Annotated in this window: 24 protein-coding genes; 13 read left to right on the forward strand and 11 right to left on the reverse strand. The window is 35.8% G+C overall.

All coding sequences use genetic code 11. The annotated features are described in order from the left end of the window. The 4 genes from H4J56_RS08730 to H4J56_RS08745 form a co-directional block, all read right to left on the reverse strand. On the reverse strand, window positions 1–2,271 hold the full coding sequence (locus H4J56_RS08730; RefSeq protein WP_259368176.1) for a DNA phosphorothioation system sulfurtransferase DndC: 2,271 nt from the start codon (window positions 2,269–2,271) through the stop codon (window positions 1–3). Next, window positions 2,271–3,362, reverse strand: coding sequence for a DNA sulfur modification protein DndB (dndB, locus tag H4J56_RS08735; RefSeq protein ID WP_182259193.1), 1,092 nt, complete (start codon window positions 3,360–3,362; stop codon window positions 2,271–2,273). Before dndB ends, H4J56_RS08730 begins: the two co-directional genes overlap by 1 nt. Before the next feature lie 171 nt (window positions 3,363–3,533). After that, window positions 3,534–5,618, reverse strand: a complete 2,085-nt coding sequence (locus H4J56_RS08740) for a DNA phosphorothioation-associated putative methyltransferase (protein ID WP_182259194.1) — start codon at window positions 5,616–5,618, stop codon at window positions 3,534–3,536. A gap of 7 nt (window positions 5,619–5,625) precedes the next feature. Continuing rightward, window positions 5,626–5,823, reverse strand: coding sequence for a hypothetical protein (locus H4J56_RS08745; protein WP_182259195.1), 198 nt, complete (start codon window positions 5,821–5,823; stop codon window positions 5,626–5,628). Between the two features lie 464 nt (window positions 5,824–6,287). On the opposite strand from H4J56_RS08745, the gene H4J56_RS08750 reads away from it, so the two are divergent. Continuing rightward, a complete protein-coding gene (locus H4J56_RS08750; protein WP_182259196.1) occupies window positions 6,288–6,680 on the forward strand; it encodes a DUF6979 family protein in 393 nt (130 codons plus the stop codon). A 65-nt stretch (window positions 6,681–6,745) separates the two neighbouring features. On the opposite strand, the gene H4J56_RS08755 is transcribed toward H4J56_RS08750, so the two are convergent. The 6 genes from H4J56_RS08755 to H4J56_RS08780 form a co-directional block, all read right to left on the reverse strand. Continuing rightward, window positions 6,746–6,883: a hypothetical protein gene (locus tag H4J56_RS08755; RefSeq protein WP_182259197.1), complete on the reverse strand. Its 138-nt coding sequence runs from the start codon at window positions 6,881–6,883 to the stop codon at window positions 6,746–6,748. Window positions 6,884–6,905: 22 nt separating this feature from the next. Further along, window positions 6,906–7,160: a hypothetical protein gene (locus H4J56_RS08760; protein ID WP_182259198.1), complete on the reverse strand. Its 255-nt coding sequence runs from the start codon at window positions 7,158–7,160 to the stop codon at window positions 6,906–6,908. Further along, window positions 7,153–8,049 carry a viperin family antiviral radical SAM protein gene (locus H4J56_RS08765; RefSeq protein WP_182259199.1) on the reverse strand — a complete coding sequence of 299 codons (897 nt, stop codon included), beginning with the start codon at window positions 8,047–8,049 and terminating at the stop codon, window positions 7,153–7,155. The genes H4J56_RS08760 and H4J56_RS08765 overlap by 8 nt, the downstream gene beginning before the upstream one ends. A gap of 102 nt (window positions 8,050–8,151) precedes the next feature. After that, window positions 8,152–8,901, reverse strand: a complete 750-nt coding sequence (locus H4J56_RS08770; RefSeq protein ID WP_182259200.1) for a hypothetical protein — start codon at window positions 8,899–8,901, stop codon at window positions 8,152–8,154. Continuing rightward, the gene (locus H4J56_RS08775) at window positions 8,892–9,344 is read right to left on the reverse strand and encodes a hypothetical protein (RefSeq protein ID WP_182259201.1); all 453 of its coding nucleotides are present in this window, start codon (window positions 9,342–9,344) and stop codon (window positions 8,892–8,894) included. Before H4J56_RS08775 ends, H4J56_RS08770 begins: the two co-directional genes overlap by 10 nt. Beyond that, a complete protein-coding gene (locus tag H4J56_RS08780; protein ID WP_182259202.1) occupies window positions 9,344–9,991 on the reverse strand; it encodes a hypothetical protein in 648 nt (215 codons plus the stop codon). The genes H4J56_RS08775 and H4J56_RS08780 overlap by 1 nt, the downstream gene beginning before the upstream one ends. A gap of 169 nt (window positions 9,992–10,160) precedes the next feature. Between H4J56_RS08780 and H4J56_RS08785 the strand changes: the two genes are divergently transcribed. From H4J56_RS08785 to H4J56_RS08840, 12 genes are all read left to right on the forward strand, one after another. After that, window positions 10,161–12,371: a hypothetical protein gene (locus H4J56_RS08785; RefSeq protein WP_182259203.1), complete on the forward strand. Its 2,211-nt coding sequence runs from the start codon at window positions 10,161–10,163 to the stop codon at window positions 12,369–12,371. Window positions 12,372–12,664: 293 nt separating this feature from the next. Then, window positions 12,665–12,961: an Arm DNA-binding domain-containing protein gene (locus H4J56_RS19995; protein WP_182216431.1), complete on the forward strand. Its 297-nt coding sequence runs from the start codon at window positions 12,665–12,667 to the stop codon at window positions 12,959–12,961. A gap of 260 nt (window positions 12,962–13,221) precedes the next feature. Continuing rightward, a complete protein-coding gene (locus H4J56_RS08795; RefSeq protein ID WP_182216355.1) occupies window positions 13,222–13,677 on the forward strand; it encodes a hypothetical protein in 456 nt (151 codons plus the stop codon). Window positions 13,678–13,731: 54 nt separating this feature from the next. After that, window positions 13,732–14,214 carry a hypothetical protein gene (locus tag H4J56_RS08800; RefSeq protein ID WP_182251689.1) on the forward strand — a complete coding sequence of 161 codons (483 nt, stop codon included), beginning with the start codon at window positions 13,732–13,734 and terminating at the stop codon, window positions 14,212–14,214. A gap of 154 nt (window positions 14,215–14,368) precedes the next feature. Beyond that, entirely contained in the window at window positions 14,369–15,121 is a 753-nt protein-coding gene (locus H4J56_RS08805) for a nucleotide pyrophosphohydrolase (RefSeq protein ID WP_220465926.1), read from the forward strand. Between the two features lie 12 nt (window positions 15,122–15,133). Next, on the forward strand, window positions 15,134–15,454 hold the full coding sequence (locus H4J56_RS08810; protein ID WP_182216358.1) for a hypothetical protein: 321 nt from the start codon (window positions 15,134–15,136) through the stop codon (window positions 15,452–15,454). A gap of 85 nt (window positions 15,455–15,539) precedes the next feature. After that, window positions 15,540–15,860: a hypothetical protein gene (locus H4J56_RS08815; protein ID WP_182216360.1), complete on the forward strand. Its 321-nt coding sequence runs from the start codon at window positions 15,540–15,542 to the stop codon at window positions 15,858–15,860. Continuing rightward, a complete protein-coding gene (locus H4J56_RS08820) occupies window positions 15,853–17,013 on the forward strand; it encodes a WYL domain-containing protein (RefSeq protein ID WP_182216361.1) in 1,161 nt (386 codons plus the stop codon). Before H4J56_RS08815 ends, H4J56_RS08820 begins: the two co-directional genes overlap by 8 nt. Window positions 17,014–17,091: 78 nt before the next feature. After that, the gene (locus H4J56_RS08825; RefSeq protein ID WP_182216363.1) at window positions 17,092–19,077 is read left to right on the forward strand and encodes a DUF2779 domain-containing protein; all 1,986 of its coding nucleotides are present in this window, start codon (window positions 17,092–17,094) and stop codon (window positions 19,075–19,077) included. Beyond that, window positions 19,070–20,038, forward strand: coding sequence for a hypothetical protein (locus H4J56_RS08830; protein ID WP_182216364.1), 969 nt, complete (start codon window positions 19,070–19,072; stop codon window positions 20,036–20,038). Before H4J56_RS08825 ends, H4J56_RS08830 begins: the two co-directional genes overlap by 8 nt. A gap of 128 nt (window positions 20,039–20,166) precedes the next feature. Beyond that, a complete protein-coding gene (locus H4J56_RS08835; RefSeq protein WP_182216366.1) occupies window positions 20,167–20,619 on the forward strand; it encodes a GIY-YIG nuclease family protein in 453 nt (150 codons plus the stop codon). Window positions 20,620–20,717: 98 nt separating this feature from the next. After that, window positions 20,718–22,175: a hypothetical protein gene (locus H4J56_RS08840; protein ID WP_182259204.1), complete on the forward strand. Its 1,458-nt coding sequence runs from the start codon at window positions 20,718–20,720 to the stop codon at window positions 22,173–22,175. A gap of 376 nt (window positions 22,176–22,551) precedes the next feature. Here H4J56_RS08840 and H4J56_RS08845 read toward each other — a convergent pair whose 3' ends face one another. Continuing rightward, complete coding sequence (locus H4J56_RS08845; protein ID WP_182216368.1) at window positions 22,552–24,843, reverse strand: FdhF/YdeP family oxidoreductase; 2,292 nt, start codon at window positions 24,841–24,843, stop codon at window positions 22,552–22,554. Window positions 24,844–24,855: the final 12 nt, after the last annotated feature.

Genomic DNA, 24,855 nt, shown 5'->3' on the forward strand with positions numbered 1-24,855 from the left:
TTAAAACTCCTTCTTTAATAACTGTTCAACAGTTGATAGTTTGTCATTGAGTGAACTTATTTCTTCTTGAAAAACATCATAGCCCGCTTTAGTTTGCTGACCTTGTAGTTTTTCTTTAATTTCGTCTAGCGTGCCCCAATCTTGTTTTAAGATGGTGGCTACTTTATTTTGTACGCCGCTACGTCGACTAAGACCTTCCATTGATATTTCTAGATCTAATAGCTTCATTACCATTTGTGGTACAACGTTATATTCTTGGCCTAAGTCGGTAAGAATATGAGCACCTTGTTTATCAAACGTTGAGTTGTCGTTATAAACCCAGTTTAAGTCTTTTCCATAAACGCTACGGTAAATTGCTGGTAATGAGTCATCCCAGTCTGGTTCATTTGGATCGTTTAACCACTCTTGACGAATAGCGTGAAGCTCTGGTTTTGTGACTAGCTCAACTTTGTGACCAGCTTCATTAAACTGCTTTTCTTGCACTAATAATTTTCTCAGCCAGCGTTTACGATATTTTAACCAGTAAGGGCCAGGCACATGTGCACGTTCCAAACTTATATCGTCGCCATCTTTAGCACGTTGGAAGTTAACTCGGCCAATGCGGCGTTTATAATTTCTGTATCTATCTTTTTTGGCAATAATATTTGTTTTGGCTAATATATTTCTAAAGATAAGAAGCGGCTCCATCCAACCTTCACCATTTTGAATAAGACTCTCCATTGCGCGGTCCCTTGTTACTACCGTACAAGTCCAGCATCCAAAGCGAGAGTTACCACAAGATGGCGTGCTATCATCAATAACCATAGGGCATTCGCCTTGGTCAGAAGCATCTTTATATAAGTTCCAAAGGGTAAGATTTTTAGCCGCCCATGGGTTTTGCCATTCGAGGTCGTATTTATCAGCCCATTTTTTACCAATACCCAGTGGTGATGTGGTTACTTCAAGGCTACAGGCTCTAAGTATTTTCCAAACATCGTCCATACTCCATGTATCTATGGGAGTATATATATAAGCATTTGCTAAGGTGGTATGGCGAGCAAAACGTGAGTTTTCTATTTTATGTTTTGCGATAACTTGTGCACGAGATGCGCTTTCTTCACTACGAGAGCCTAGTGTTACAATAACTTCATCATGTTGTGATATTTTGCTTTTAATAAAATCACTCACAGGATTGATTTTCATGCGCTCTGTACACCAACGGAAACTTTTGGTTGGAGCTGGGTAACCTTTACCCAGTAAACACGCCCAAAAGGACTGATTCGCTTCAGGTAATACTTTGTGCGTGGTAATAGGTAATTTATCAAGCTTTGCTTGCCTATGTATGGCTGCTAATGAATTATCTATATGGTCGACTACTTTTGGCGTTTCTACTAAGGTGTCTGATGCAACGAGGTAAATGTTTTTAGTGCGTTTTTCTTTTTTTAACGCTAAAACAGACAGGTATACAAGCGTCGCAACAGCCGATGAATCTTTACCACCACTATAACCAATTACCCAAGGGCGATTATCTAATGTATAGGCAGATTGTACTCGATGAACTATATCGATTAACTTTTGACTGTAATGAGGTTCGTAATCAGCGACCTTACCATTTTGAAATATCAGCTTATCTAGGTGTTTTTCACACTCTTGCGCATTTCTTACAACTTTGACATCTTTGTATTCACTAACATCACAGAGATCAAGTTTACTTTCTAAAGCTTCTTTTTCAATTTCAGATGTGGTTTTTTTTACTTTTTTAGTAAATGATCCTTCACTGTCATCAATATATTGGTTTATTAAATTTACGCACAGGCTTAAGGTGTTTTCAGCTTGTCTTAAATGCAGCTCAGCATTGAGAGCGTTTTGATGCTGCTGCTGTAAATTATTATAAATATCGCTTGTAGAAAAAAATGATTCAATTTTTGAATCGTTAATTAGCTCTAAATATGCCGACACAGCTTTTTGTTGCTGTTTACTCAACGGTAAATTATCTGAGTTCTCTTTACTGATTTCTGATAAATTTTTAATATTATCAGTAACTTTATCGTTTTTAGCTATTTCAGAAAACAATGAATAAACAATACTTATTAATGATTTAAGTTTAAATTCGTTCGCTTCGACTTTGCTCTTTAATAAAATTTTATCTGCCATATATTTCGGTAAATGTTCTTTTAATTTAGGCGGTAAAGTTTTCCAATTTTTGTATCGTTTAAACCCAGAGAAATACTCGTTATTTATATAGTCGAGTTGCTCGTCATCTAAGTTGTCTGCTTGAAATATATTGTTCATTATTTTGCCTGTAATTCTAATGCACGTTCTTCTGGAGATAACACTAAACCAAGTTCAGTTTTTAAAGCGTTGGCAATGAGTTGAATATTTATTGTTGCCTTTGAAAGTCGACCTTGCTGATTAATGCAACGGCTTGCAAATGCGGTATTTGCTTTACGCCAGTCAATTTTTTCTAGTTTTGATAGAGTATTTTGCCATTGCTCTGGTTGTTCGGTTAATAACGTATGCCCCATAACCCCTAATGCATGTAAGCCTATGCCATGTGCATGAATGAAATCTTGTCTAAATTGATAGGGCGACAACTCTTTATTACAAACCATATTCCATTCGGGAGTAAACTTATAAACTGTGCTCCAAAATTCACTTGCTAACGCTAACTCTTCTGCGGTATAGCTTTCTTTTGGACCTTTTCCCATAAGCGCTCGGGTCGCTTGTTTTATGCCACTTAATGTAAATAATTTACCGCTTTTTAAACTGATATTCGATTTTTCCATTTCAGTAAAACCTTTGAAAGGTAAAATATTCGAAGAAAGTTGACGGGCAACTTCTGAGCTTGGGTCTCGTTTATCGTAACAATCGGCTAAAGAGGTACTCGGTTTTACGGCATATTTATTTAGATCAACAAACATTTGCTGACTTCGTTTTTGGCCTTCATCAACAAAAAAGAGTACAGGGATGTTATCTGATCCTAAATCTGGATTTTCTTTTAAGGCTAATTCAATCGCTTTTCGTCGATGCTGTCCGTCGTTGATGAGGATTTGGGCATCTAGAGGTACTTTTAAGGTACCTAAATTTGGTGTGTTTTCAAGACCACTATCTTCAAACGTCACACTAGCGTCTACCGAGACTGTTAATGCTGAAAAAACATAATCATCAGGATTATCAACAAGGTATTTCACCATTGCAGGTATACGCGATTTATTAAGTGTTCGTTGAGCTCTTAACTCTGGCGGCACTTCTTCTTCATCAAAGACAAATATTTTGGGGATTGTGCGTAGTGGGCATGTCGCAATATAAAATGGACGTCCAGCTTGAGTACCCCTAACAGCGGGAAATGAGAAACAATATCCGGAATCATGCGTATTATTCATGCTAGCAACCTATATATGTATTACGTTATGTTAAGTGTAGTACGTAATAATTATTACGTTATATCGTTTGTTAATATTAACACTAACGTTATATTTATTCGGAATAATAACGTTTAACTGTGAGTAAAACCAGTGCTTTTTATAGTAATAGATGATTATACGTTACTTTGGTTAAAGCTTGTTCAATTTATAAAACTTGTTCCCTTTTAGTTCTATTCCTTGGTATTGGAATATTTTTTGTAAAAGCTCCCAATCAGGTAATTCTTCTAGCGGTAACCCTTTAAGTTGCTTAGTTATTCGGTTTTCAAACGTTTTTTGTTTTTTATATTCAGTGCTGCTACTTGGTGAGTAAGTTGATTTATCGTATAGCGGTGGGTAAGGGTATTCATCACCATAAAAGAAAAAGTCGATATCTAAATCGAGCAGGCGGATTTTAATACGCTCGGTAAGTAGTGGCAACGCTTTGTTATTAAAATCATCGTATTTGAGTAGGGTAACTTTACCTGAACGAATATGGACTTTAATCACATCTATATCGTCTATGTCACCATAGAGTTGAATGGCGCAACCAACATATACTCTTATTACGGCAGGCATTTGATTAAGTAAAGCTCGGTTGAACGAGTATGACTTACTGTGTATTAGTTTTCCACAATTAAACTCTTGGTATGTTTGTCTACAAGCATCGGCGATGTTTTCTGGATTTCCTACTGAGAAGAGTAGTGATTGTGCTAGGACTATGGCTTGGTTATATGATTCAAAGAGTGCTTTGATATCTCGCTGTAATCTGGCAGGCATGTGAGATTTTGCTTTACGTTTTTCAAATAAACTCAGGGCAAAATATACCAGTACATGGCTGCGCCGCTGTTTTTGTGCCTGTTCGAAGCTCGCAGGGCTCATGTTGGCAGCCATTAATTCAAACGCTTTTTTATGACTACCCATTACGCGACGTAAATTATCGCTGCATTCAAATTCATCGTTAGCGGGAATTCTTCCTAATGCTAGGCATTGTCTCCAAAAGTCATCAAGTAGGTCACTATTTTTTTCATAGAGTGATTTTCCTTGTGCCTTTGACGGTAATTTTGTTGGCGAAGGTCTAGTCGTTAATTGCTGCCAAAGTGTATCAGCAGGTTGTTCATTACTTTGATATTGTCTATTTAAGTAAAATTCTTCTTCGAGTGTTTTATCTTTGAAAATGGCAAATATGCCTTGACCTAAAGCAACCGTTTTAGCTTTTAGTGCTTGTTCAATGTACGATCGAATTTCGGCTTGGTTATAATACTTTTGAAAAGTGTTCCATTTAGTTATCACCCCATCTTTATAGCGAGTAAATTGCTCTAACTTGGCTGCGCCCGCTACCATCACAGAAACAACCAGTAATTTATCACTTAGCTGCCATGCATTTTTAAGGGTTTGTGTACGCTCGTTCACGTCTTCAATAACATTTAATACAAAGCCTAAATTAACAATGTCGCTATTAATTTTCTTACCTTCAGGTTTGTGAACTGGATCCCAGCTATTGATATTTAAACCATGCGCTTCAAGCTCCTTAGCATCGTCGCCCTTGCCACAACCATAATCGAATATGCTGTAATCACCCTCTAAAAGGTTATGTCGTGCGAGTCTTTGAAAAGGGGCCGAAAGTTTGTCTCTGTTTATTGCTGTTAAGTGTCTAGCAATGGTGTTGGGCTCAATATTATCTATTTGCTCTTTCTCATCTGCTGAAGAGGAAATTGTTGCCAGAGGTTTGAGTCTGCCTTCGGTATTAAGTTGGTAACCTTTACGGTTTATAAGGTTTTGCCATTGTTGTTTAAAACCTATTGTTTTGGTGTTTTTGTATAGCTCAATTGCTTCACCTTCCATGGTTATTGCTTTGAAGGATTCTATTAACGGATAGTTTGCTAAAACAAAAGTCTCTTTACGATGCAAAATAGGTGGGTTATCTGATTTTTGGTAGTTAGCTTTCCGTTTAGTTAGCTCTTCTAAGTCGATTGTTATGCTTGTATTGAGTGCAGGGTAGGCGTATGCATCAAAGTCGGGATAGTGGAGCAGGGTTATTTTAAAATCACGTTTGTATAACTTTAGTAAGTTCCACTGCTCGGTAATGTTCAGTTTATTGATGGTGTCGAAAATATAACTTAGCAATGTGTCTGATAATACTGATTCAATTGCAGAGCGGTGCAGGTAAATAGCAGTGGGTAACTTTTTTCCGTGCTGTAGTGATTTAACTTGCTCGCGGTATTCAACAAATTTCATTAGTAGGCTATTTACCTTGGTTCATGTCTATTAGATTCTGCTCAATTTGACTTTGATCTATTTGATAAAAAAAGGCATTACCTTGCTTTCTAAACGTTAGTTTACCGTTTTCTCTAAGGTGCATTAATTCACAGCCAGAAATATTCAGTAGTTTTTGTGTTTTTTTACTGGTTAGCCAGGTGCAATTTAGATCGTTATTTGTCATGGTATTTAGATATTAGACTGTGGTTTACAAATACCACAGTTTTTAATTGGCTCACTTTTTATTCTGTTAGTTTGTGCCCACTCTAATTATTCATGGTAATTATGAGTGGCAATCTTTATATAGTCATTTCTGGTAAAGCTATTTTCAGTATAGTCTTTTTTAGTGCCGTTTATGGTAATACAGGTAGTTTTATGAATTGCAACGTAATTAGAGTTTAGTGCCCGTAATACATTTGCAACAAAGCTTTGGGGAAAGTTATTAACCAACGTTAAGTATGACCTGTCGTCGTTATCAAAAATTGCCACTTTCATTCCTTTGGAATCTTTTAAAAGTCATTATAAGTTAATGGTTTAGTTAATCTGTTGAGTATTACTTTTAAAGTTAACATGCTATCGTTTGGACAATGAAAATATACCTTATAGTTTTGAGGTCATCATTATTTATTAGATTTAAATGGAGTAAATATGTCTAATTATGGTAAATACGGGTTAGTTGCTTTAAACGCTGTTAATAAACTTAACAGCATGAAAGAAATTGCCCCCAGTAACGCATGGGATGAAGCTGCTGCATTTGTATTTCCAACTCAGTTAAGTTCAAGAAAGAAAGGGTGTCCGCGTTCCTCATTTTTAGGCTTATGTGAAGAGGGTAAAGTTAAAGGTGTTAAATCTGGCAATTATACCAGCTCTAAGGCTAATAAAGCTTATGCAAACGATGCCGCTGAGTTGCTAAAAAATAGCCCTAAGCTAACCACAAAAGAATTATGGGGTAAGGTAATTAGTAACGCTGAGCCTAAAGCCCATAATAGCCAAATGAATGTTGTTGCCGCTTTGTTTCATGAAGGGCACTTAATCGCGTAAGGTCAAAGCCAATAAGTAGGACGGATTAAGGCTGGTCTTAGGAATAAGACCAGCCTTATTATCTCTTAGCCTTTGTTGTTAGGGTTAAGTTGTTTTCCACGGTTACCTTGATTTTGATCGTGTTGTTTATTCGTGCCACTTGAACCTTTGTTCTTGTTGGTTTGGTTAGCTGTATTATCTTTTGGTGCTATTTTTTTAGACATGAATGTCTCCTAAATTGTTAAGTTATAAATTATTTTTTGCGACTAAGTTTGAATGCCGCCTTCGTTGTTTTAGTTTGTGTTTTAATTTTTGTCGTGTACACAAATCAACCGCTTGCCATTTATGCCCAACAAAGCTGATGAGTAAGCGGTAATTTTTACCAATGCGTATACGATATAGGTTCTTACAACATTTCATTTTTTTTGCTCCTAAAGCTTGAGGATGAGTACCCTGAGTAATTTGCTCCATAATGAAGGCTACTTTTTCTCTTTTACGCACAAATAGCCTCCTGCTTTTTATAGCGATTTAAAAAGGCGGTCCAGTCTATTTCTACTTGTTGTAGTGCTTCATCTACACCTGTTTCGATAATACTTTCACTGTAGTTGTAGCCATTGTTGTTGATTTTGTTTTGATAAAACTTTCCTTCAGGGTTTATCATCAAATATGAATGGGTCATGGAGCTGTTATCTTCAGCAGATATAAAATTATCTATTTTTTTATGACGATTTAAGAAGCTATTAAAGGTCTTGTTTGTTATTTGTAATGCATTGTTTTCTACAGGGAGTACTTGGAGTACTTTCCATTTTGTAGGGGCAATGGCAGAAATTAATTGAGTAAAATCTTCATACTGATTAACCGAGTTAACGACGGTATTAATTTTGATTTGAATGTTAGGATTTACTTGACGTAAAAGCGTCACTTTATGAAGTAAGTTATCGGACGATATTGACTCACCTTTGCGATCTACACGACCAATTTCTTTTTGGCTAAGGGTTAATTGACTGTCGTAGCTGATCCCTATCATTGAGAATAGGGACCCGTATTGTGTTATGAATTTATCAGTTAAAAAATGTCCGTTTGTGATTAGAGATAATTCGAATCCAAGATTCTTAGCGGTTGTTAATAAGCTCGCAAAGCGTTGTTGTAATAACATTGGTTCGCCACCAGCAAAATTTAGGCGCACGTTTTGATATTGTATTTGCTGTTGAATACGATTTTTAGAATTTTCTATAAAGTAACTTGCTAAAAAGGCTAATAAAGTTTCAGCTTTATTGCCATTAGCATGTAGCTCATTTGGTTTATTCCATTGGGCATAGCAAAACTGACAAGTATAATTACACTTTTCAGTAATATGGTAGTTTATGACTAAGTCATTTTTGTTTTTCATTATGAACCTCTATCAATTACACGTTATGTGTGACTTCGAGATTCATAATGAAATTGTGCCGGGCACAACCTAGCAATAATATTAAATAGTTTTGAATTATTGCTAAATGGCTTTATTTATTACCGCTTCACTTAATAAATCATGTATTAAATCGGATGCTTCTTCTGCCTCTTTAATTTCCGCATTTACTTTAGCGAGTAGAAGTTCGACCGGGATAAGTTTGATAACAGTGATACTGTTAAGTGTTACTAGTATTTTTTTTGTGCGGAACATATCTTTATTATAAAAGTATTGTTCAGCTTCATGGTAAGTCTTTAAATATTGCTGCCAAGGTATATCTTGGGCTAATAAATGCAAAATATAGTTTTTGTCTCTAATAGGAAGCGGCAATTTTTGAGTAAATAAATCAAAACTAGCATCCATTAAGCTTGCTCTAACTTTGTTTATATCTTCTGTACTAATTCCACAGAAAAAGTATGCAGGGGACTTGTTATCAAGTTTTTTAAAAAACTGGGTAAAGTTTCGGGTTTTCGTCGAGTTTATTGTATCGTAGTAATAGTTAAGTAATTTTTTAGTCTGTGCACTCTCAAGTAGAGTCAGTAATATTAAGCTGTTACCAACAATGGCTGAAACCCCTTTTTTAAGTAGGTGTTTTTCATTGTGATAACCTTTCTCAGTCATCATTATGTGTTGACGAAACTTAGCTTCACGTTTAGTAAAAAGTGTTTGTAATAAATCATGAATTTTATCGGGCAGTTTATCGGACAGTTTATCGGATTTTAAGAAAACACTCGCATATCTGTTAATTGTTATTGGATCGGCTTCATATGTTATATCCCTTATTAATGACATAAGCTATCACGCAACATAGTTTTACTCACTTTTGAATCACTTAATTTGATTAGGATTTTAACTGCAGTCATGCCTTTTTTGCATTGATATATACCATTGTTATAAGTGTATTCATTATGGTATTTATTATTTATGTACTGTATAACGCCTAAACATTGGCCAATTTTGATAGCTTCAGCCTTGCTTAGTGTTAGCACACCTAAAAGGTTTACTTTGTCTTCAACCACCTCTTTGCACGACTCAACAATATCAAGGGGGGATCCATGTTTAATAGAGGCTACTCCAACACAACTACCTAAGTTAATTAGTTCAGCTTTATTAAAAAGAATAAGGTTAAATGCACTAATGCTTTCCTCTTTTTGAGTACATTCTTTAAATAATGTTTTTTTTGCGTTTACAGTTGTCGAGCAAACTAAGAGTAGAAATAAAACAAAACATCTCATTACACTAGCTCCTTTTTACAAAAACGAAAAGCGCGATAGGTAATGATTAGGCCGATTAGGTAACATAAAACCCCTAAGTTATCAGCAAAGCTTCCATCACGTATTTCAGAAAACATCTGTGAGGTTTCTTGATATTTCAGTAAACCATAAGCCGCAGATATTATAAATATTAGTAGAAGTAGTTTTAACTGGTTTACTAAAGCTTTCATCATACTGTTTGAAAGCATAGTCAGTTGATAACCTTTAATAGGCTTTTGTTTTAGATTGTTTTTTAGGTGTTTATTAGCTCTAAATATTATGAAAACAGTAATTAAAGCTGAAAAGCGATCCACCCATGTTTGACCTGAAATATCGCCAAGTCCAACAACTGTTTCTGTATAAGTAAATACCGCATAAAAATTGGTAAAAAATAATGCTGAAATTGATATTAATAGCAGTAAGGTTTGACCTAAAAGATAAAAGTTACTTTTAGGTAATGCACCAAATATGTATAGCATTTGGGGATTAGCAATCCAGAAAGCATTGCGCTTTGCAAAAATATAGCTGTTTTCATGTTTGTTTAACTCTATGGGCCTGTTTATTGTGTGCTCTACTGGTTTTACTTCTTTGGTAAATGATTCGTCATCAACTGTACTGCTAAATGTCACAATTTAAATCCTTTTATTTTGCGTGTATTGAACTTTTCTAATGATAACAATGTGATAATTGTTTGACAATGATAAGATAATTATAAAAAGTGAGAGGTGATTTACTTAAGGGGGGATCTTTAAGATTCGATTATCACTAAAAAAGAAATTAGTGAATAAGGTACAATATATGAGTTCTGAAAATGCACTAAATTACTTTGAGCAGAAATATTCATCCTTACTCGAGGAAGGCTGTAGTTGTGACGCAGCATCATTGGAAGTAATTGATGCATACCTTGCTGGAAAACCACTAAGAGCAAAAACGGCGAAGAAAGTTAACAAAGCACATTTATTTTGGTCTTCAAAATTCATATGGGATTTCAGTATTGAAGTTTTAGGTTCTGATTCTTTTGTCCTCGCAATATCTCTATATTTCACTCAAAATTACACATCTAACTTTACCTTGATGAGGCATATTACTAAAACTTCACCAGAAGCTGTTTGTAAGGGGATACGACAATCTGAAGTTGTATTAAGGCCAAAAAGTGACAAGTGGGTTGAGATAACGGAATTAGGTAAGTGTTTGCCAGATGCATTGATTGAGTTGATTAAAGTCTGTGAAAGTTTTCAGTTGGCTCATAAGCAAAGGCTAACTTTGCTTGCTGAATGTCAAAAGCCTTTTGAAGAGCTATCAATTTTTGAGATATTAACCTATTCAAGTTTATATGCATTTAAAGGTTTTGTGGAGCCTAATTATTCTTTGGATGGTGAAGTGATTTCTATAAATGCTAAGTTTAATGCTTTGACGAAAATAGTAGAGTGGAAGCTTGGTAGTGCGGACACAATGTCTTTCAAGCTAACTGATAGGCGAATTACCGAATCCCTGAAAATACATCTATCACCAATTATCTTTCCATCTGATGAAAGTTCAGTAGTTTCTGAAACACTTTTGTATCAATTCTCTGAGTTAATTCAGGCTCAAGTTGAACTCAATGAGTTTTTGTTACGAAGTGTTGTGCCCTTTTGTTTTAATGATGACAAAAGCTACTCTTTAAACGGCACACAGCTTGAGCTTACTGTTCTAGATGACAGTGGAAATAGAGCTTGGGAGCTAAACGGTATAAAAATCAATCAACTCGAGGGTTACTGGTTTAATCGTGGACTTAACGAGTTTATAAACTTAGGGATGGCAGAACAACAAATTGGATCAAAAGATTATCACCAATGGAACCAAACAGCTTATATCAAAGCCCTTGGCTCTGCTTTACAGTTAAATGAAATCTACGGTTTAGATAAAACTGTATCAACTGATAATGGTATGAGCGTTGATGTTTTCCAAGCATTGTTATCGCTGGAGTTGATGATTGCTTTTTATAATAAAGATTATATAGATGTGTTTTTTAGAGAGTATGAAAACACAGGGCAATGGCAGGGAGCTTTGGGTATGTTAGCAATGGGGGGCTTGCTTGATCGTAGCAATAGTGAGTTTAAAAATAGATTCCCAATTACCTGGCTTAATTGGAAGCAAAAAGCTAAAAACATAGTTGGCTGGACAATATCTGATGTTTTTCCAAATGGAAACTTAAAAGCAGCTGAAGCTATATTAGATTTTTGGACACTTGACTTTAAAAAATGGAGCTGTGAACTTAAAGGTGATGATAATCAAAAAATCCCAGAATTACCCGAACGTCCAATTTTCAAAATCGGTAATTATAGCGTGCAACTACCATGGATGATGGCATGCCAATTAACGAGTGTTAATGCTATTAATAATCTTCGACGTTTTGCAAATACCAGACCTGAATTAAAAGATGAAACTTCTAGAATTGAAGGGCGGTTAGCAAAATCTTTTAGGAAACGTGGCTTTACAGTGTTAGCTAGTTATATGCCTTCCGGATGTGACTCTATAAATCCCGGTGAAATAGACTTGATATGTAAGCTAGATGATCTTGTACTCGTTATTGAGGTGAAATCAACTTATAGAAGAAATAGTCAAAAGGAAGCTATAGGTTATAAAAACAATGCATTAAGGAAAGCAGGTTTACAAATAAAGCGTAAAACTGATGCAGTTAAGTACCTTTTATTAACTGATAATCATTTTAAATCATCACTAGGAATTGGTGAAAATACACATTGCACAGTTATTGGTTGGATTGCTGATACGTGTATGGAGTTTGATCATGAATATTTTAATGATTTTTTAAAAGTTTCTGTTGAAGAACTACATATAGCGTTAAACGATGATGCTAGTCTTTTAATGGAAATGACTGAGATATGTGGCGATGACGAAAATGATAGAGAGGCTGGTTCGTTATATCAAAAAGGCTTTAGTGTAGATTCTTTTGTTGCTGTTATTGGAGGCTCTAAAGTTTGGGAGCGGATATTAAAAAAGATTAAGTAATAATTTATTGAGTACCCTAAAGTGTACACAAAACAATAATATTTGCCTCTACCCCTTTAAATTCAATAGGGTTTCATAATCGTGCCAGAGGATCGTTGGCTGGTTCATAGTGTCACTCTGTGTAACGTTACGTTCTTTGTTGTTCATATAAATCAACTATTTAACTCTGTTGTATGTGTTGTTGTGTAACATTGGATATCATCGTGTTTTCTACCGTTATAAATAAAAGTGTCCCATTTGTGTACCCATGATAAAAATTACAAGGTAATAAAAATGGCACTAAGTGATTCAAAATTAAATCTTTATTAAATAAAAAACAATCCAAACGTTTCGATATAGCTGACCGTGATAGTTTAAGTGTACGTGTTTCGGAGTTCTGTACCATTACTTTTCAATATAGTTACCATTACCATGATAAACCATCTCGTATTGCATCGGGACGTTATCCTGATATTTCATTGAAACAAGCGGGTGAGAAGATACCAGAGTTACGACAATTGTTAAATGATGGTCTTAACCCAGCTGTTCAAAAAAAACGCTCTAAAGAAACTCGAAACGCAACGTTAGAGGAATGTATTGATTGGTTTTGACAGTACAATTTTAGATCATTAATTAATTCATGGACACACAGTAATCTTATCCTTGCCGCAGATATCTGTTTGAGTTATGTGTTTTTGAATATTATTCATACCTTCCTATCACTACTTTTGTGTCCAAGCATGAACTTGTGTACCTAAGACAATATATGTCCCACTACTTCTTATAATGACCTCATCAATTCGACATGTTTATGTATTTGTCACATATCACATCGAATTATTTGTTATTAATGGTTAAGCAGGAGAGTCGCATGAATAAAGTTATTCAAACAATTTACACAGTTAAAGCGTTGGAACGTCTAGGGGCAATGGAGAGACGTAGCAATAAAATACCACAGGCAAACTTACAGCTTGCGCCAATGTTACATTGGGTTGCTAATTTTTTCTATTGCTATGGCTGCTTGGTAATAGGGCTAATTATATTTGCATTAACTCCATTAGAAAGTGAAATATCAGGAGTGATTATTAGTTTTGTGACTTTTTTATATTTCAGCATGAAAGAGTGGTATGAAATGTGGGAAGACAGAGCCGAAGAGATACGCGAACTTGATATCGCAGAGGTATACAGTTGGAAAGAGTTATCAGAAGCTGAAATGCATAAACTTGCTTTGAGTATTCAAAACAGACCGTCACATGTTTTGCTAAGTTATATCCTTTACTTTGTTCCGCATACCTTATTTTCAGCACATTTTTATTCAATGTTCTGAATGTTTACAAATAGCAGTATTTAAAAACTCATTTACTAAAAAAAGGTGAGCACTATGCAAATTTCAAATGATGTAGCGAGAGCAGAAATGCTGAGTTTTTTTAAGGCTAGAGCCGAAGATAAGCAAATTAACAGTACCGAAGATTATGAGAAGCACTTATACAAAGTCATTGTTCAGCACCTGAATGTCTTTAGTGGGGAATACTTGTTAGAACAAGAGCTAACTGAAGGCAAACAGGAGGGATTTGAATACCTTACATGGATGGCAGCAGTTGAGTGCTACGAAATCAAACATGACTTACCTAGAAGGTTGAGCCAATTGAGATTTGACTTAGATCTTAAAGTTAATAATAAACATAAAGATGTAAATTTGATTGATTTGAATAAAGATATCATTGTCTTGAAGTCTCGTTTACCTGCTGAATATAAGACACTTGGCTCTTACAGTGAATATAAGTTCCATTTATATAAATTTATTAATGAAACTTTTTCAGGTAAAAAAAAACTGATTACGATATATGTTATTGGGGCGACTTAGTAAGGCTATATGAGTTAGAAAATAGATTGCCGTTAATTTGTCGTGAGTTAATTAGTTTGGAGAGATATAGAGGAATTAGAAGGCTAAGACAAAAAATGACTTAGTGGTGAGTATAATGATTTCAAATTAGTTTATAACTACGAATAAGGCACTTATGAATACAGTCAATAATCAAGTATCTGAAGATTACTTTATACACCGCATTAAACCTGAGTACCAAAAAGAAGCTAATATTTTGCTGGCTACTACTGGTGTTCTTAACAGTTTTTCTGGCAAGTACACTTTAGCCATTTCCAACTGCACTATGAAGCCAGTAGCACTATCTTCAATGAATCATCAGCATTGCCTTTATAAAGCATCAGTGATTAATCAAGATGATGTTGTCGTTGATACATTTAATTGTGAGGGTTCTCCAAATCAGTGCTTTGAATACCTTGCACATCGTTTTGAACAATTGCTAACAGGGCACGAAGATCAAATTTATTTAAAGCAGCATGCTGAATTAACTCTAGATGACATTCTAGTCACTGAGAACTGTAAGCCATCACAAGTCTCAATTGATAAGCAATCATCATTATCAGTGGTACAGGAAGAAGTTGATGAATGGATTAATACCTTGGGTGTCCGTTACTTTAGCGAGTTAACTAACTTATCAAACCTAATTGAAGAAGTGGGAGAAGTAGCTCGTTTAATAGGTCGTGAGTATGGGGAACAAAGCTTTAAGAAAGGTGAAAAACCAGAGTGCATTAAAACCGCCATTGCTGACGAGTTATCCGATGTGCTGTTTATTGTCGTGTGTTTAGCAAATCAGCTTGGTATTAACTTAGATGAAGCCTTTGCTAAAAATATGGATAAAAAGACCAATCGTGATACTACTCGACATAAAAACAACAGTAAGTTGAAGTAAGGTGACATTTATATGAAAAGTGATGTGACTCATTATACAGGGAATGCAAAGGTCATTTACATGCTAAGCCTTTGGCTTACTCCTGATATGTGGGAAGATAAGGCTCTATTTGCTGAAATCAAAGAAGTAATTCAAAAACTGACCGAACAGTCTTTATCTCAACTATCTGAGCGAGAATTGTGTCTCACTCAAGAACTTACTAATGCCCTTTTAGAAGCAACTTTAGCCTCATTTGATAAAGCAGACGACATCCAAAAAGATGAGCTTGGTTTAGTGCTCAACGATATAACCAAATTCGTATCATTCTTGGAAGTGAGCACTGAGACTCACTAATTTCATGCTCAACTCCATCGTGAGACAAAAGATGTCTTAGCTGGTGTTTACAATGAACATATAAATCATTATTGTTGAGGTTGCGATGGAATATATTACGGTGTTTTTTGGTTCGTTATTAACGGTTTACATGCTTGGAATAAACTCTCAATTGGTTAGAGATAAAAACTGTATAGGGGCTTTTTCTTTAGCTTGGTTCATTTCATTGTCCAATATGCTTTATATAAAAGTGTTTGTGATGAGCGATGAATTTATGCTGACTTACTTATGTTCAGCATTAGGCAGTGGTATCGGAATTGTTTTATCAATTATCACTTATTCAAAAGTACATGAATTGTTAAGTAAAAAGACTAATAAAAATCAGGTTATTAGTTCTTTGTTAATAAAGGGAAATGAAAATGCCTAGAACATATGCTTGTTACCATGAAGCTATAAAAACAATAATCCAAGACGGAGAGTCTAATAAAATTACATTAGCGGCGATTATTAAACACTCGGATTTTGTTATAAAAAGAGAACACGCAGAGTTAGCTGACTTTAATAAATTTATAATACGAGAAATCAGATACCTGATAGAGACTATAGGTAAAGTACATAATACTGACAAGAGCAAATTAGTAGAAGAAAAAACAAAACGTGGTAAAGCTAATTATTATTATTGGTTCTCATATGAAGTAAGAGAGGAAGAGTTATATGGCGAAGGAGTATCGAAAGAAGGTTATTTTGCCAGAGCAGTTGTTTTTAGCTTTATTGAAGAAAACTTAAGAGAATTTTTTCCTCCAGAAATTATGGCATCGTTAAAAGATGATTTAAATAATGCCCATAATGAATTCGATGTCCTTGGCGGAATCGCAGGGAAAATGAAATTTATTCCTTCAGGTGTGGAAGTGTGGCCTTCTTATGATATTGATGAAAGAAACCCGAAAGATTGGAATTTAGCCTACCACGCATTAATGGAAGAGTTTGTTATACAGGCTGATTATAATTCGAGTCTTAACTCAGGGATTGAACGAGTACATTTATCACCTCAACGTGTTCAATATGCAAACCATAAAGTTGTGCTTCTTTGTTATATACATGATTCAGGGGAAGTTAAATCATATGAAGTTTCAAGATTGATGAATGTTAAAAAATCTGCAGATTATAAATTCAAGACAGTAAATTTTAATGATATTGAAACAGAATATGAATTCGAAGCGCTTGTTAATTTAGGTGTTAAAAATTATTTCGATAGTGTGAAGTTTGGTAATGAACTTAAATCAACTCCATCAATTAATGGGGTATATTTAGTAAAAGCAAAGATACAAGTTCCAGATCATTTTTCTGAATCTAAAAAAGGGCAACCAGACCCTTTTGCAATAGCTAACTTTCTTAGTACTTTTGCAGACTCGATGGAGGTTCTTGAGCCTGATTTTTTAAGAGAAGAAATGAAACGAAGGGCAGATAACATATCTAAGTTGTATTCTGATAAACACGACAGCACTCCTATAATCAAAAAAAGCCATCATGTGCAAACAGGAAACCTTAAAAAGCTTAAAGAAATAGACGAGGGAAGATAATGATACAGGGTAAGGCAAGTTATGTCTTACCCATCATTATAATGATGCTTGAACTGTTAACTACAAATGGATGTACAAATGACTAAACCTCGTTACTTAACTAAATCTCGTTTCAAAATGGCAACGGAATGCCCAACTAAGCTTTTTTATACAGGTAAAAAAGAATACCCCAATACCATGCTTGATGACCCATTTTTGGCAGCCCTTGCTGATGGTGGTCATCAGGTTGGTGAATTAGCTAAGCAGTATTACCCTAATGGTTTTGACATTACCACACTTGATTATGATGAAGCCGAAAAGCAAACACTAGAGCTACTAGCACTTGATGAAGTGGTAATATTTGAACCCGCTATTCGTTTTAATAACTTGTTTATTCGTGTAGATGTATTAGTTAAAAAAGGTAATCACTTTGAATTAATTGAAGTGAAGGCCAAATCATACTCAAGCCAAAAAGATAAAGACTTTCTTAATACTAAGGGAAATGTTTCATCTAAATGGCGACCATATATTTTCGATGTGGCGTTTCAAAAACATGTTTTAAAAAGTGCTTTTCCAAAATCAACGGTTAGCAGCTATCTAATGCTTGTAGATAAGTCAGCGATTTGTGCAACTGATGGTCTTAATCAAAAGTTTGTATTGGCTAAAGATGAACATAATCGAAAAGGTGTCACGATATCATCAAGCCTTAATGCTGAAGATTTAACCAATAAATTACTTACCAAACTTAATGTCGATAAAGTTGTTGAACTTGTTTATCGCAAAGAACTACAAACAGGAATGCCAGCTTATTCTTTTAAAGACAACATCACAGCACTTGCTAAGTATTATCAAGAAGATAAAAAAATAGCACCTGTTATCGGTAAAAAATGCAAAACCTGTGAGTTTCAATGCTCTACGGGTGATGAACAAAAGGGCAAGCTAAGTGGTTTTAAATCCTGCTGGAAAGAACAACTTCATTGGTCTGATGCTGATTTCAATGATAAGACCGTACTAGATATTTGGAACTTTAGAGGTGCAGATAAACTTATCGAACAAGGCATAATCAAGCTTGTTGATGTTGAGCCTGAACATATTGGTGAAGTAGAAAATAAAAATGCCGCTTTAGCACCCAAAGAACGCCAATGGCTGCAAGTAGAGAAAGAACAGAACAAAGACACTAGTATCTATTTTGATACCGACAGTATGCGTAACGTGATGGCTAGTTGGACTTACCCGTTACACTTCATTGATTTTGAAACCAGTGCGGTAGCTATTCCATTTTATAAAGGTATCAGTCCCTACGAGGGCATAGCATTTCAATTTTCGCATCATATAGCTCATGCTGATGGGCGAGTTGAACATGCGGGTGAATTTTTAAATACCGCAAAAGGTGAGTTTCCTAACTTTGAATTTGTTCGTGCTTTAAAAGCACAGCTTGAAAACGATCAGGGCACTATATTCATGTACTCACCACATGAGAACTCATATTTGAATATGATTTATAGACAATTAAATAATTCAAATGAGTTAGACAAAGACGAACTTTGTGAGTTTATCAAGTCAATTACTCGCTCAACAAAGAGTAGTAAAAAAAACTGGCATGGCGACCGTTGTATGGTGGATATGCTTGACCTTGTTAAAAAATATTATTACGACCCAGCAACGAATGGTTCAAATTCGATTAAATATGTATTACCAGCCATCTTAAATAGCTCTAAGTATTTGCAAGAAAAATACAGTAAGCCCATTTATGGTAGTGAAGGTGGCACTGAGTCAATTAACAGTTTGAACTTTAAAGAAAAAGTTTGGATTGAATTTGATGAACAAGGTAAAGTAAAAGACCCATACAAACACTTACCGAAAATGTTTGCTGATATAACAGATCATGATGTTGAATTGCTATCAGAGGGGGATGAATTAAACAACGGTGGTTTAGCGTTAACCGCCTATGCAAGATTACAGTTTACTCAAATGAGTGAGTATGAACGTGAAGAATTGAAAAAGGCGCTGTTGTGCTATTGCGAAACAGACACGTGGGCAATGGTGTTGTTGTATCTTGAATGGAAGGAAATGATTAATGAATAAAGATAAATTTGTAACTAACCCTGAAGTTATTGACTTTGTTGCATGGGCTGTAAATCTTTTACCGTCGCTTGAGGTAAATCTTAATATATCTAGGAAAGGAACTGGACGAGCTATAGGTACAAATGGACCTGGTGTGCAAGGCATGTTTGTCGGGGTGGACGCTATAACAAGTGCTTACCAATGGTTAGGTAGGTGGAAGGATGCAGATGGTAATTACACTGAATCTTGTGATTGGCATTCCACCAAGAATTCGTTAAATGAGTTGAGTCAATGGCTCAGAAATAATATTCAAGCAGGAAGCTCCATTGAAGTAATTGAATGTTGTAAGCAAATATTAATTTGGGGAGGGGATAGAAACCCTGCTGTTGGTGCCGGAAGGTTCCTAGGAACACTTAAGGATGAGATACGAAATTACTTGATTGATGCTAGAAGCCAACTCTCACTAGAGGTAGCCGATCTTAGGGAGTTAGATGGAATCTGTGAAATGAATTCAATGCTAACAAAAGTTCACGCTTTAGCTGCAGATGATGGCCTTCCTATTTACGACTCTCGAGTTGCTGGTGCATTTGCGTGCTTAGTTGAAATATATAGACAAAATATGAATACTCCTTGGAATCAAATACCTGAATTACTGGTTTTTAAGGCAGTAGATTATGCAGATCGTAGAAGAGTTCTAGGGATGAATAATCTGCGGAGTCCTGTAGTAGATCCTGGGGTAATCACTAGAGCAACAAATCCAGCAGCAATTGAAACACGATCTTGCGATTGGGCTTCTTCAAAAATTAGGCTTGGCTGGATAATGGAGGAAATTATCTCTGTCTCGGAAAAAAAGGAACTATTTATGTTTCACGAGGCAACATTACTAAATAATACTCGAGTAGCTAAAATGCATGCCTTAGAAGCTGCTCTATTCATGATTGGTTTTGACGTTGATTGCATTAGGGATGTTAATTTTAGTTAGTCCTTATTTATGTTTTTCTGAAAAATTTATTTAATTTATTTAATTTATATAATAAGTAGCTTTTGTAAGACAAAGTTTGTCTAGCTTGTTTGGTATATTCATTTCTCTCAAGTCAACAAGGATAATTTATGAGTTATATCGATAATTTAATAGCAAACTGTGAAGAAGCGAAAGTTGCAAAACCAACAAGAGAGTTTGTTTTAGGTGGGCTTTTAGATTTAGATAGAATAAAAACAGCAATTTATGTTATTGAACAAGTATCTGGCGATATCAGTGATGCTTTCAATTCACTTTCAAATTATAAGGCAACGAAAGATAGAGCTTGCCCAGCATTAAATGCTCCATCGAAAATTATGTATGTTGGTTCTTCTACAACAGGAGTTAAAAGTAGAATAAAACAACATATTGGTGATGGTCATAAAGGCACTTATGCTTTGCACCTTAAGCATTGGTTTAAAGGCGACTATAAAATTACGATTATGGAATTTGATAAAACACGGGATGTGCTTCAAATCATTGAAGATGACATTTCAGAACGTTTATCTCCTGCATTTGGAAAGAAGGGCGGTAACAATAAGTAAGTTTTCTAATTAGTTTGACTAACTTGTACAGGAAACGTCTCCTCAGCGACCTGTTATTTATGGCATTAATTTTTAAATACAAAAAAGGATAAATTTGTATGATGTTTAAAAAAAGTAAATTTCTTATTTCTTTAGCTATAACAGCTACCCTTGTTGGTTGTGGAGGTGGTGGAAGTTCATCACCTGACAAGCCTGACCCAATAGTAGCGAATACAATCTCTCTTACAGGTAAAGTTATTGATGGGTACGTGTCAGGTGCTACGGTTTGGTTGGATTTAGATGGTGATAGTAAGTTTGATAAGCAAACTGAGCCGTCAGTAGTTTCAACTGAATCAGGTAATTACAGTTTTGAATTCACTGAAGAACAAGCTTCTTGTGTACCTTACTCTACTATGTATGTCGATGTGCCTGTTGGTGCTATAGATGAAGATTTAGGCGAGGTTACTGAGGCATATCAGATGTCTTTTCCTCCATCTATAGAGCCTTTATCAGATGATGATATTCGTAATATATCGCCATTAACGTCTGTTATTTGGGGGCAATTACGACGTCAATTAAAAGGGAGTGGCAAGGGAAACTTAACTTGTGATGAACTTAAGGCTGATACTGATTTACGTCTTGAGCTTAAGCAAGAAATTGAAGATGTAATACTAAATCTGATTGCTCATTACAATTTATCGGCTGATCAAATTTATTCAGATTTTATTGCGAATAATGACAGCGCCGCTTATGGCAAAGCTCAGTCTATTGTTACGGGCTTAAAAGCTGCTTATAAACATAAAAAAGCCTTGGAAAAAGAATATCCAACTGCTGCCGAAATTCGAGTTGTTATCTATCAAGACAAAGATAAAGATGAAGAGTACAACTTTACTGATGCTTGGTATCGCGATGAAATTATTTATATGGGCACTGAAGACTTTATTGAGTTTGTGAAGCTTAAAGATACAGGGTCATTAAAAAAAGTTGATGTTGTTTTAGCTAAATTTCATGAAGTGGGAATTAGCTGGGGCGACCAGTCACTCAAAGGTTGGCTAAGTATTCGAGAAGATGTATATATCAATGCAGACCAAACATATCGCTGTGGCAATATTGAGCGTGTTAGCTTTGAAAAAGAGGGAATTCACTATGAGCTTGGGAATTCAATACCCACAGTCACTTTCCCAACACTTGAAGAGTGTATAAATACCAGTTTAGAAAACCCTTATGAGCGTAACTTTAACTTACGTTACTCTGAAACTGATTATGAGTATGGTGCAGAGTTCTATTTCAGAGACATGAATGCTGACTTTCAAACTTTATCTAATTGGGTAAATGTTAAAGAGAAGGTTGCAGATCTAGATCCAGCAGATTTCTTTACTGCTTTTGATGCAATGCCTTATCGATTTGATGATGAAGTTGCAGTTGATGTTAGTTACTGGCGTAAAAGCAAGGCAACAGGTAATGTAGTGATACATAAAAATGATGAAGGAAAGTGGCGTAAAGAAACGAAGCAAGAGGACGGCACAACTTTTTATGAATGTAGTGTTGACGGCGTTAACTGGGGAGACTGTCCTTAATCGCTTTTTTATTTAGGTGGCTTTAATTAAATACCAGCTTCATGCTGGTATTTTTATTTTTGGCTGATGATATACCTCAATGCTCAATGGCTTTCTAAATATTACGCCACTACATAGGGTATTTAAAAAGGTAAAGTTGTTTAGCAATATAGATATAAATTTAATAATAAGCCTATTCGCTTAACATTAGGATATTACCCTAGCATGTCATTGAGTGATGTACGAAGTAAAGTACACCACTTAAAGGTTTGTTATTAGGCCACTCCAGTCGCGTCACGTAGTTTTAATTCAGCGATATAAATTTAACTCTGTCGGTTACTAATCAAGAAGCGTATTTTATCGTTCTTGATAGGTAACCGATATATCTAGTTAAGACCTATTGTTGGTTATCCATTTTTTCAATAGATATTGGTATCGATTTATATGTTGGGGTACCGCATTCGTCAGCGATACTTTCTAACGGCACTAAGGGATTTGTTTCTGGATAATAGGCAGCCACACAGCCTGGGGGGATAAGGTATTCAACAATTTTAAAATTAGAGAGCGAACGTTCTATGCCATCGTTTGATACCGTTGTTATTTTGACATAATCTCCATTTTTTAATGCCTGTTTATCTATATCTTTTGCACTCATAAATATGATATTACGTTCACCATATACACCACGGTAACGATCATCCATTCCATAAATAGTGGTGTTGTATTGATCGTGTGAACGCAGTGTTTGCAACGTTAGTACCGGCTTTTTAGTCATTAACTGTGCACGCTCATGTACTAATTGGTCTGGTAATCTAGCATCACTAAAAATGGCTTTTTTTATTGGAGTACGCCAATGACGTTGTGCTGCTGAATTTTCTAGGTGGAAACCTCTACCTGCTTTTATTCGGGAGTTATAGTCATCAAAACCGGGTATGACAGCACTTATTTCTTTACGAATTAACCCGTAATTACCGGCCAGCGTATTCCAATCGACTATTTTATCGCCTACTGATGCCATGGCTATTGCAGCAACAATAGCTGTTTCTGAACGAAGAGTGTTAGCTGCTGGTTCATTTTGACCCGTTGAACTGTGTACCATACTCATTGAGTCTTCCACCGTAATACACTGTTCGCCGCTAGATTGGCGATCTATTTCTGTACGGCCCAAGCACGGGAGAATTAGCGCACGTTTACCTGTTATTACATGGCTTCGATTTAATTTAGTACTGATTTGTACGGTTAAGTCACACTTTCTTAGGGCCTTGTGAGTACGCGTGGTATCAGGTGTTGCCGCAGAAAAATTGCCGCCCAAGGCAATAAATACCTTAGCTTTACCCTCAAGCATGGCATGAATAGACTCAACGGTATTAAAACCATTATCACGAGGAACATTAAAAGAGTAACGATTCTCTAGTGCATCAAGAAAGTCCATTGACGGATTTTCATTGATCCCCATAGTACGATTACCTTGCACATTTGAATGACCGCGTACCGGACATGCGCCAGCCCCTGCTTTGCCAATATTACCCCTGAGCATTAGTACGTTCAATAACTCTCGTACTGTAGCGACAGAATGGCGGTGTTGGGTAATCCCCATCGCCCAAGTGAAAATAACCTTATTACTGCTGGCATATATTGTTGCTATTTGTTCAATATTTTCTCGAGTCAAACAACATTGGTCAAGAATTTTGTCCCATTCGCTTGCCGCAACACTTTGTTGATATGCTTCAAAACCATGACAATGTTTATTGATAAACTCGATATCGAGTACTGATTTATCATGCTCAAATCTTTCAAATAAACATTTAGCGACGCCACGTAATAACGCCATGTCTCCGCCTAAGCGAGGGGTGAAATAATATTGACTGATGGTAGTCCCCGTTAAGAAGATCATTTCTTTTGGGCTTTGTGGGTCTGAAAACTTTTGCAATCCACGTTCTTTTAAATTGTTAACGGAGACAATTTTAGCTCCGCGTTTACTTGCCTCACGCAAGGTTCCCAACATACGAGGATGATTAGTGCCTGGGTTTTGGCCGAAGACAAAAATGGCGTCAGCTTTAGAAAAGTCGTCCATAGTCACCGTACCTTTACCTGTACCTAGACTATTTGTCATGCCTATGCCAGAGGCTTCATGACACATATTAGAGCAGTCAGGAAAGTTATTTGTGCCTAATACTCGACCAAATAACTGATATAAGTAGGCCACTTCATTACTCGCTCGACCAGAGGTATACAATAATGCTTCATTGGGGGAGGAAAGTTGCTGCAGGCTAGTGCCAATGATTTTAAAAGCTTCTTGCCAATCAATTGGCTGGTAGTGATCACTTATTCCATCGTAATACATTGGTTGGGTTAAACGGCCACTTTTCTCCAGTGAATGATCATCCCATTGTTGTAATTCTGTTATTGAATATTGTTTGAAAAAATTGCTATCAACACGTTTACTGGTGGCTTCCCATGCAATGGCTTTAACGCCATTTTCACAGAAGTCTACTTTCCCGGCAGTGGTAGAATCACCCCATGCACAACCAGGACAATCAAAACCACCTGGTTGATTTGCTTTGAGTAATGCTTTAACGCTTTTCGCGGCATTTTCACTTTGAATTAAGTGTTTAGCTGAGCTTCTTAGTGCTCCCCAACCACCAGCAGGTGAAGAATAGGCAGGATTGTTTTTTGATGACTTAGACATATAAATCCTTTA

Origin of the sequence: Colwellia sp. BRX8-4, from assembly GCF_014077345.1 — a bacterium.
Classification (GTDB): domain Bacteria; phylum Pseudomonadota; class Gammaproteobacteria; order Enterobacterales; family Alteromonadaceae; genus Colwellia_A.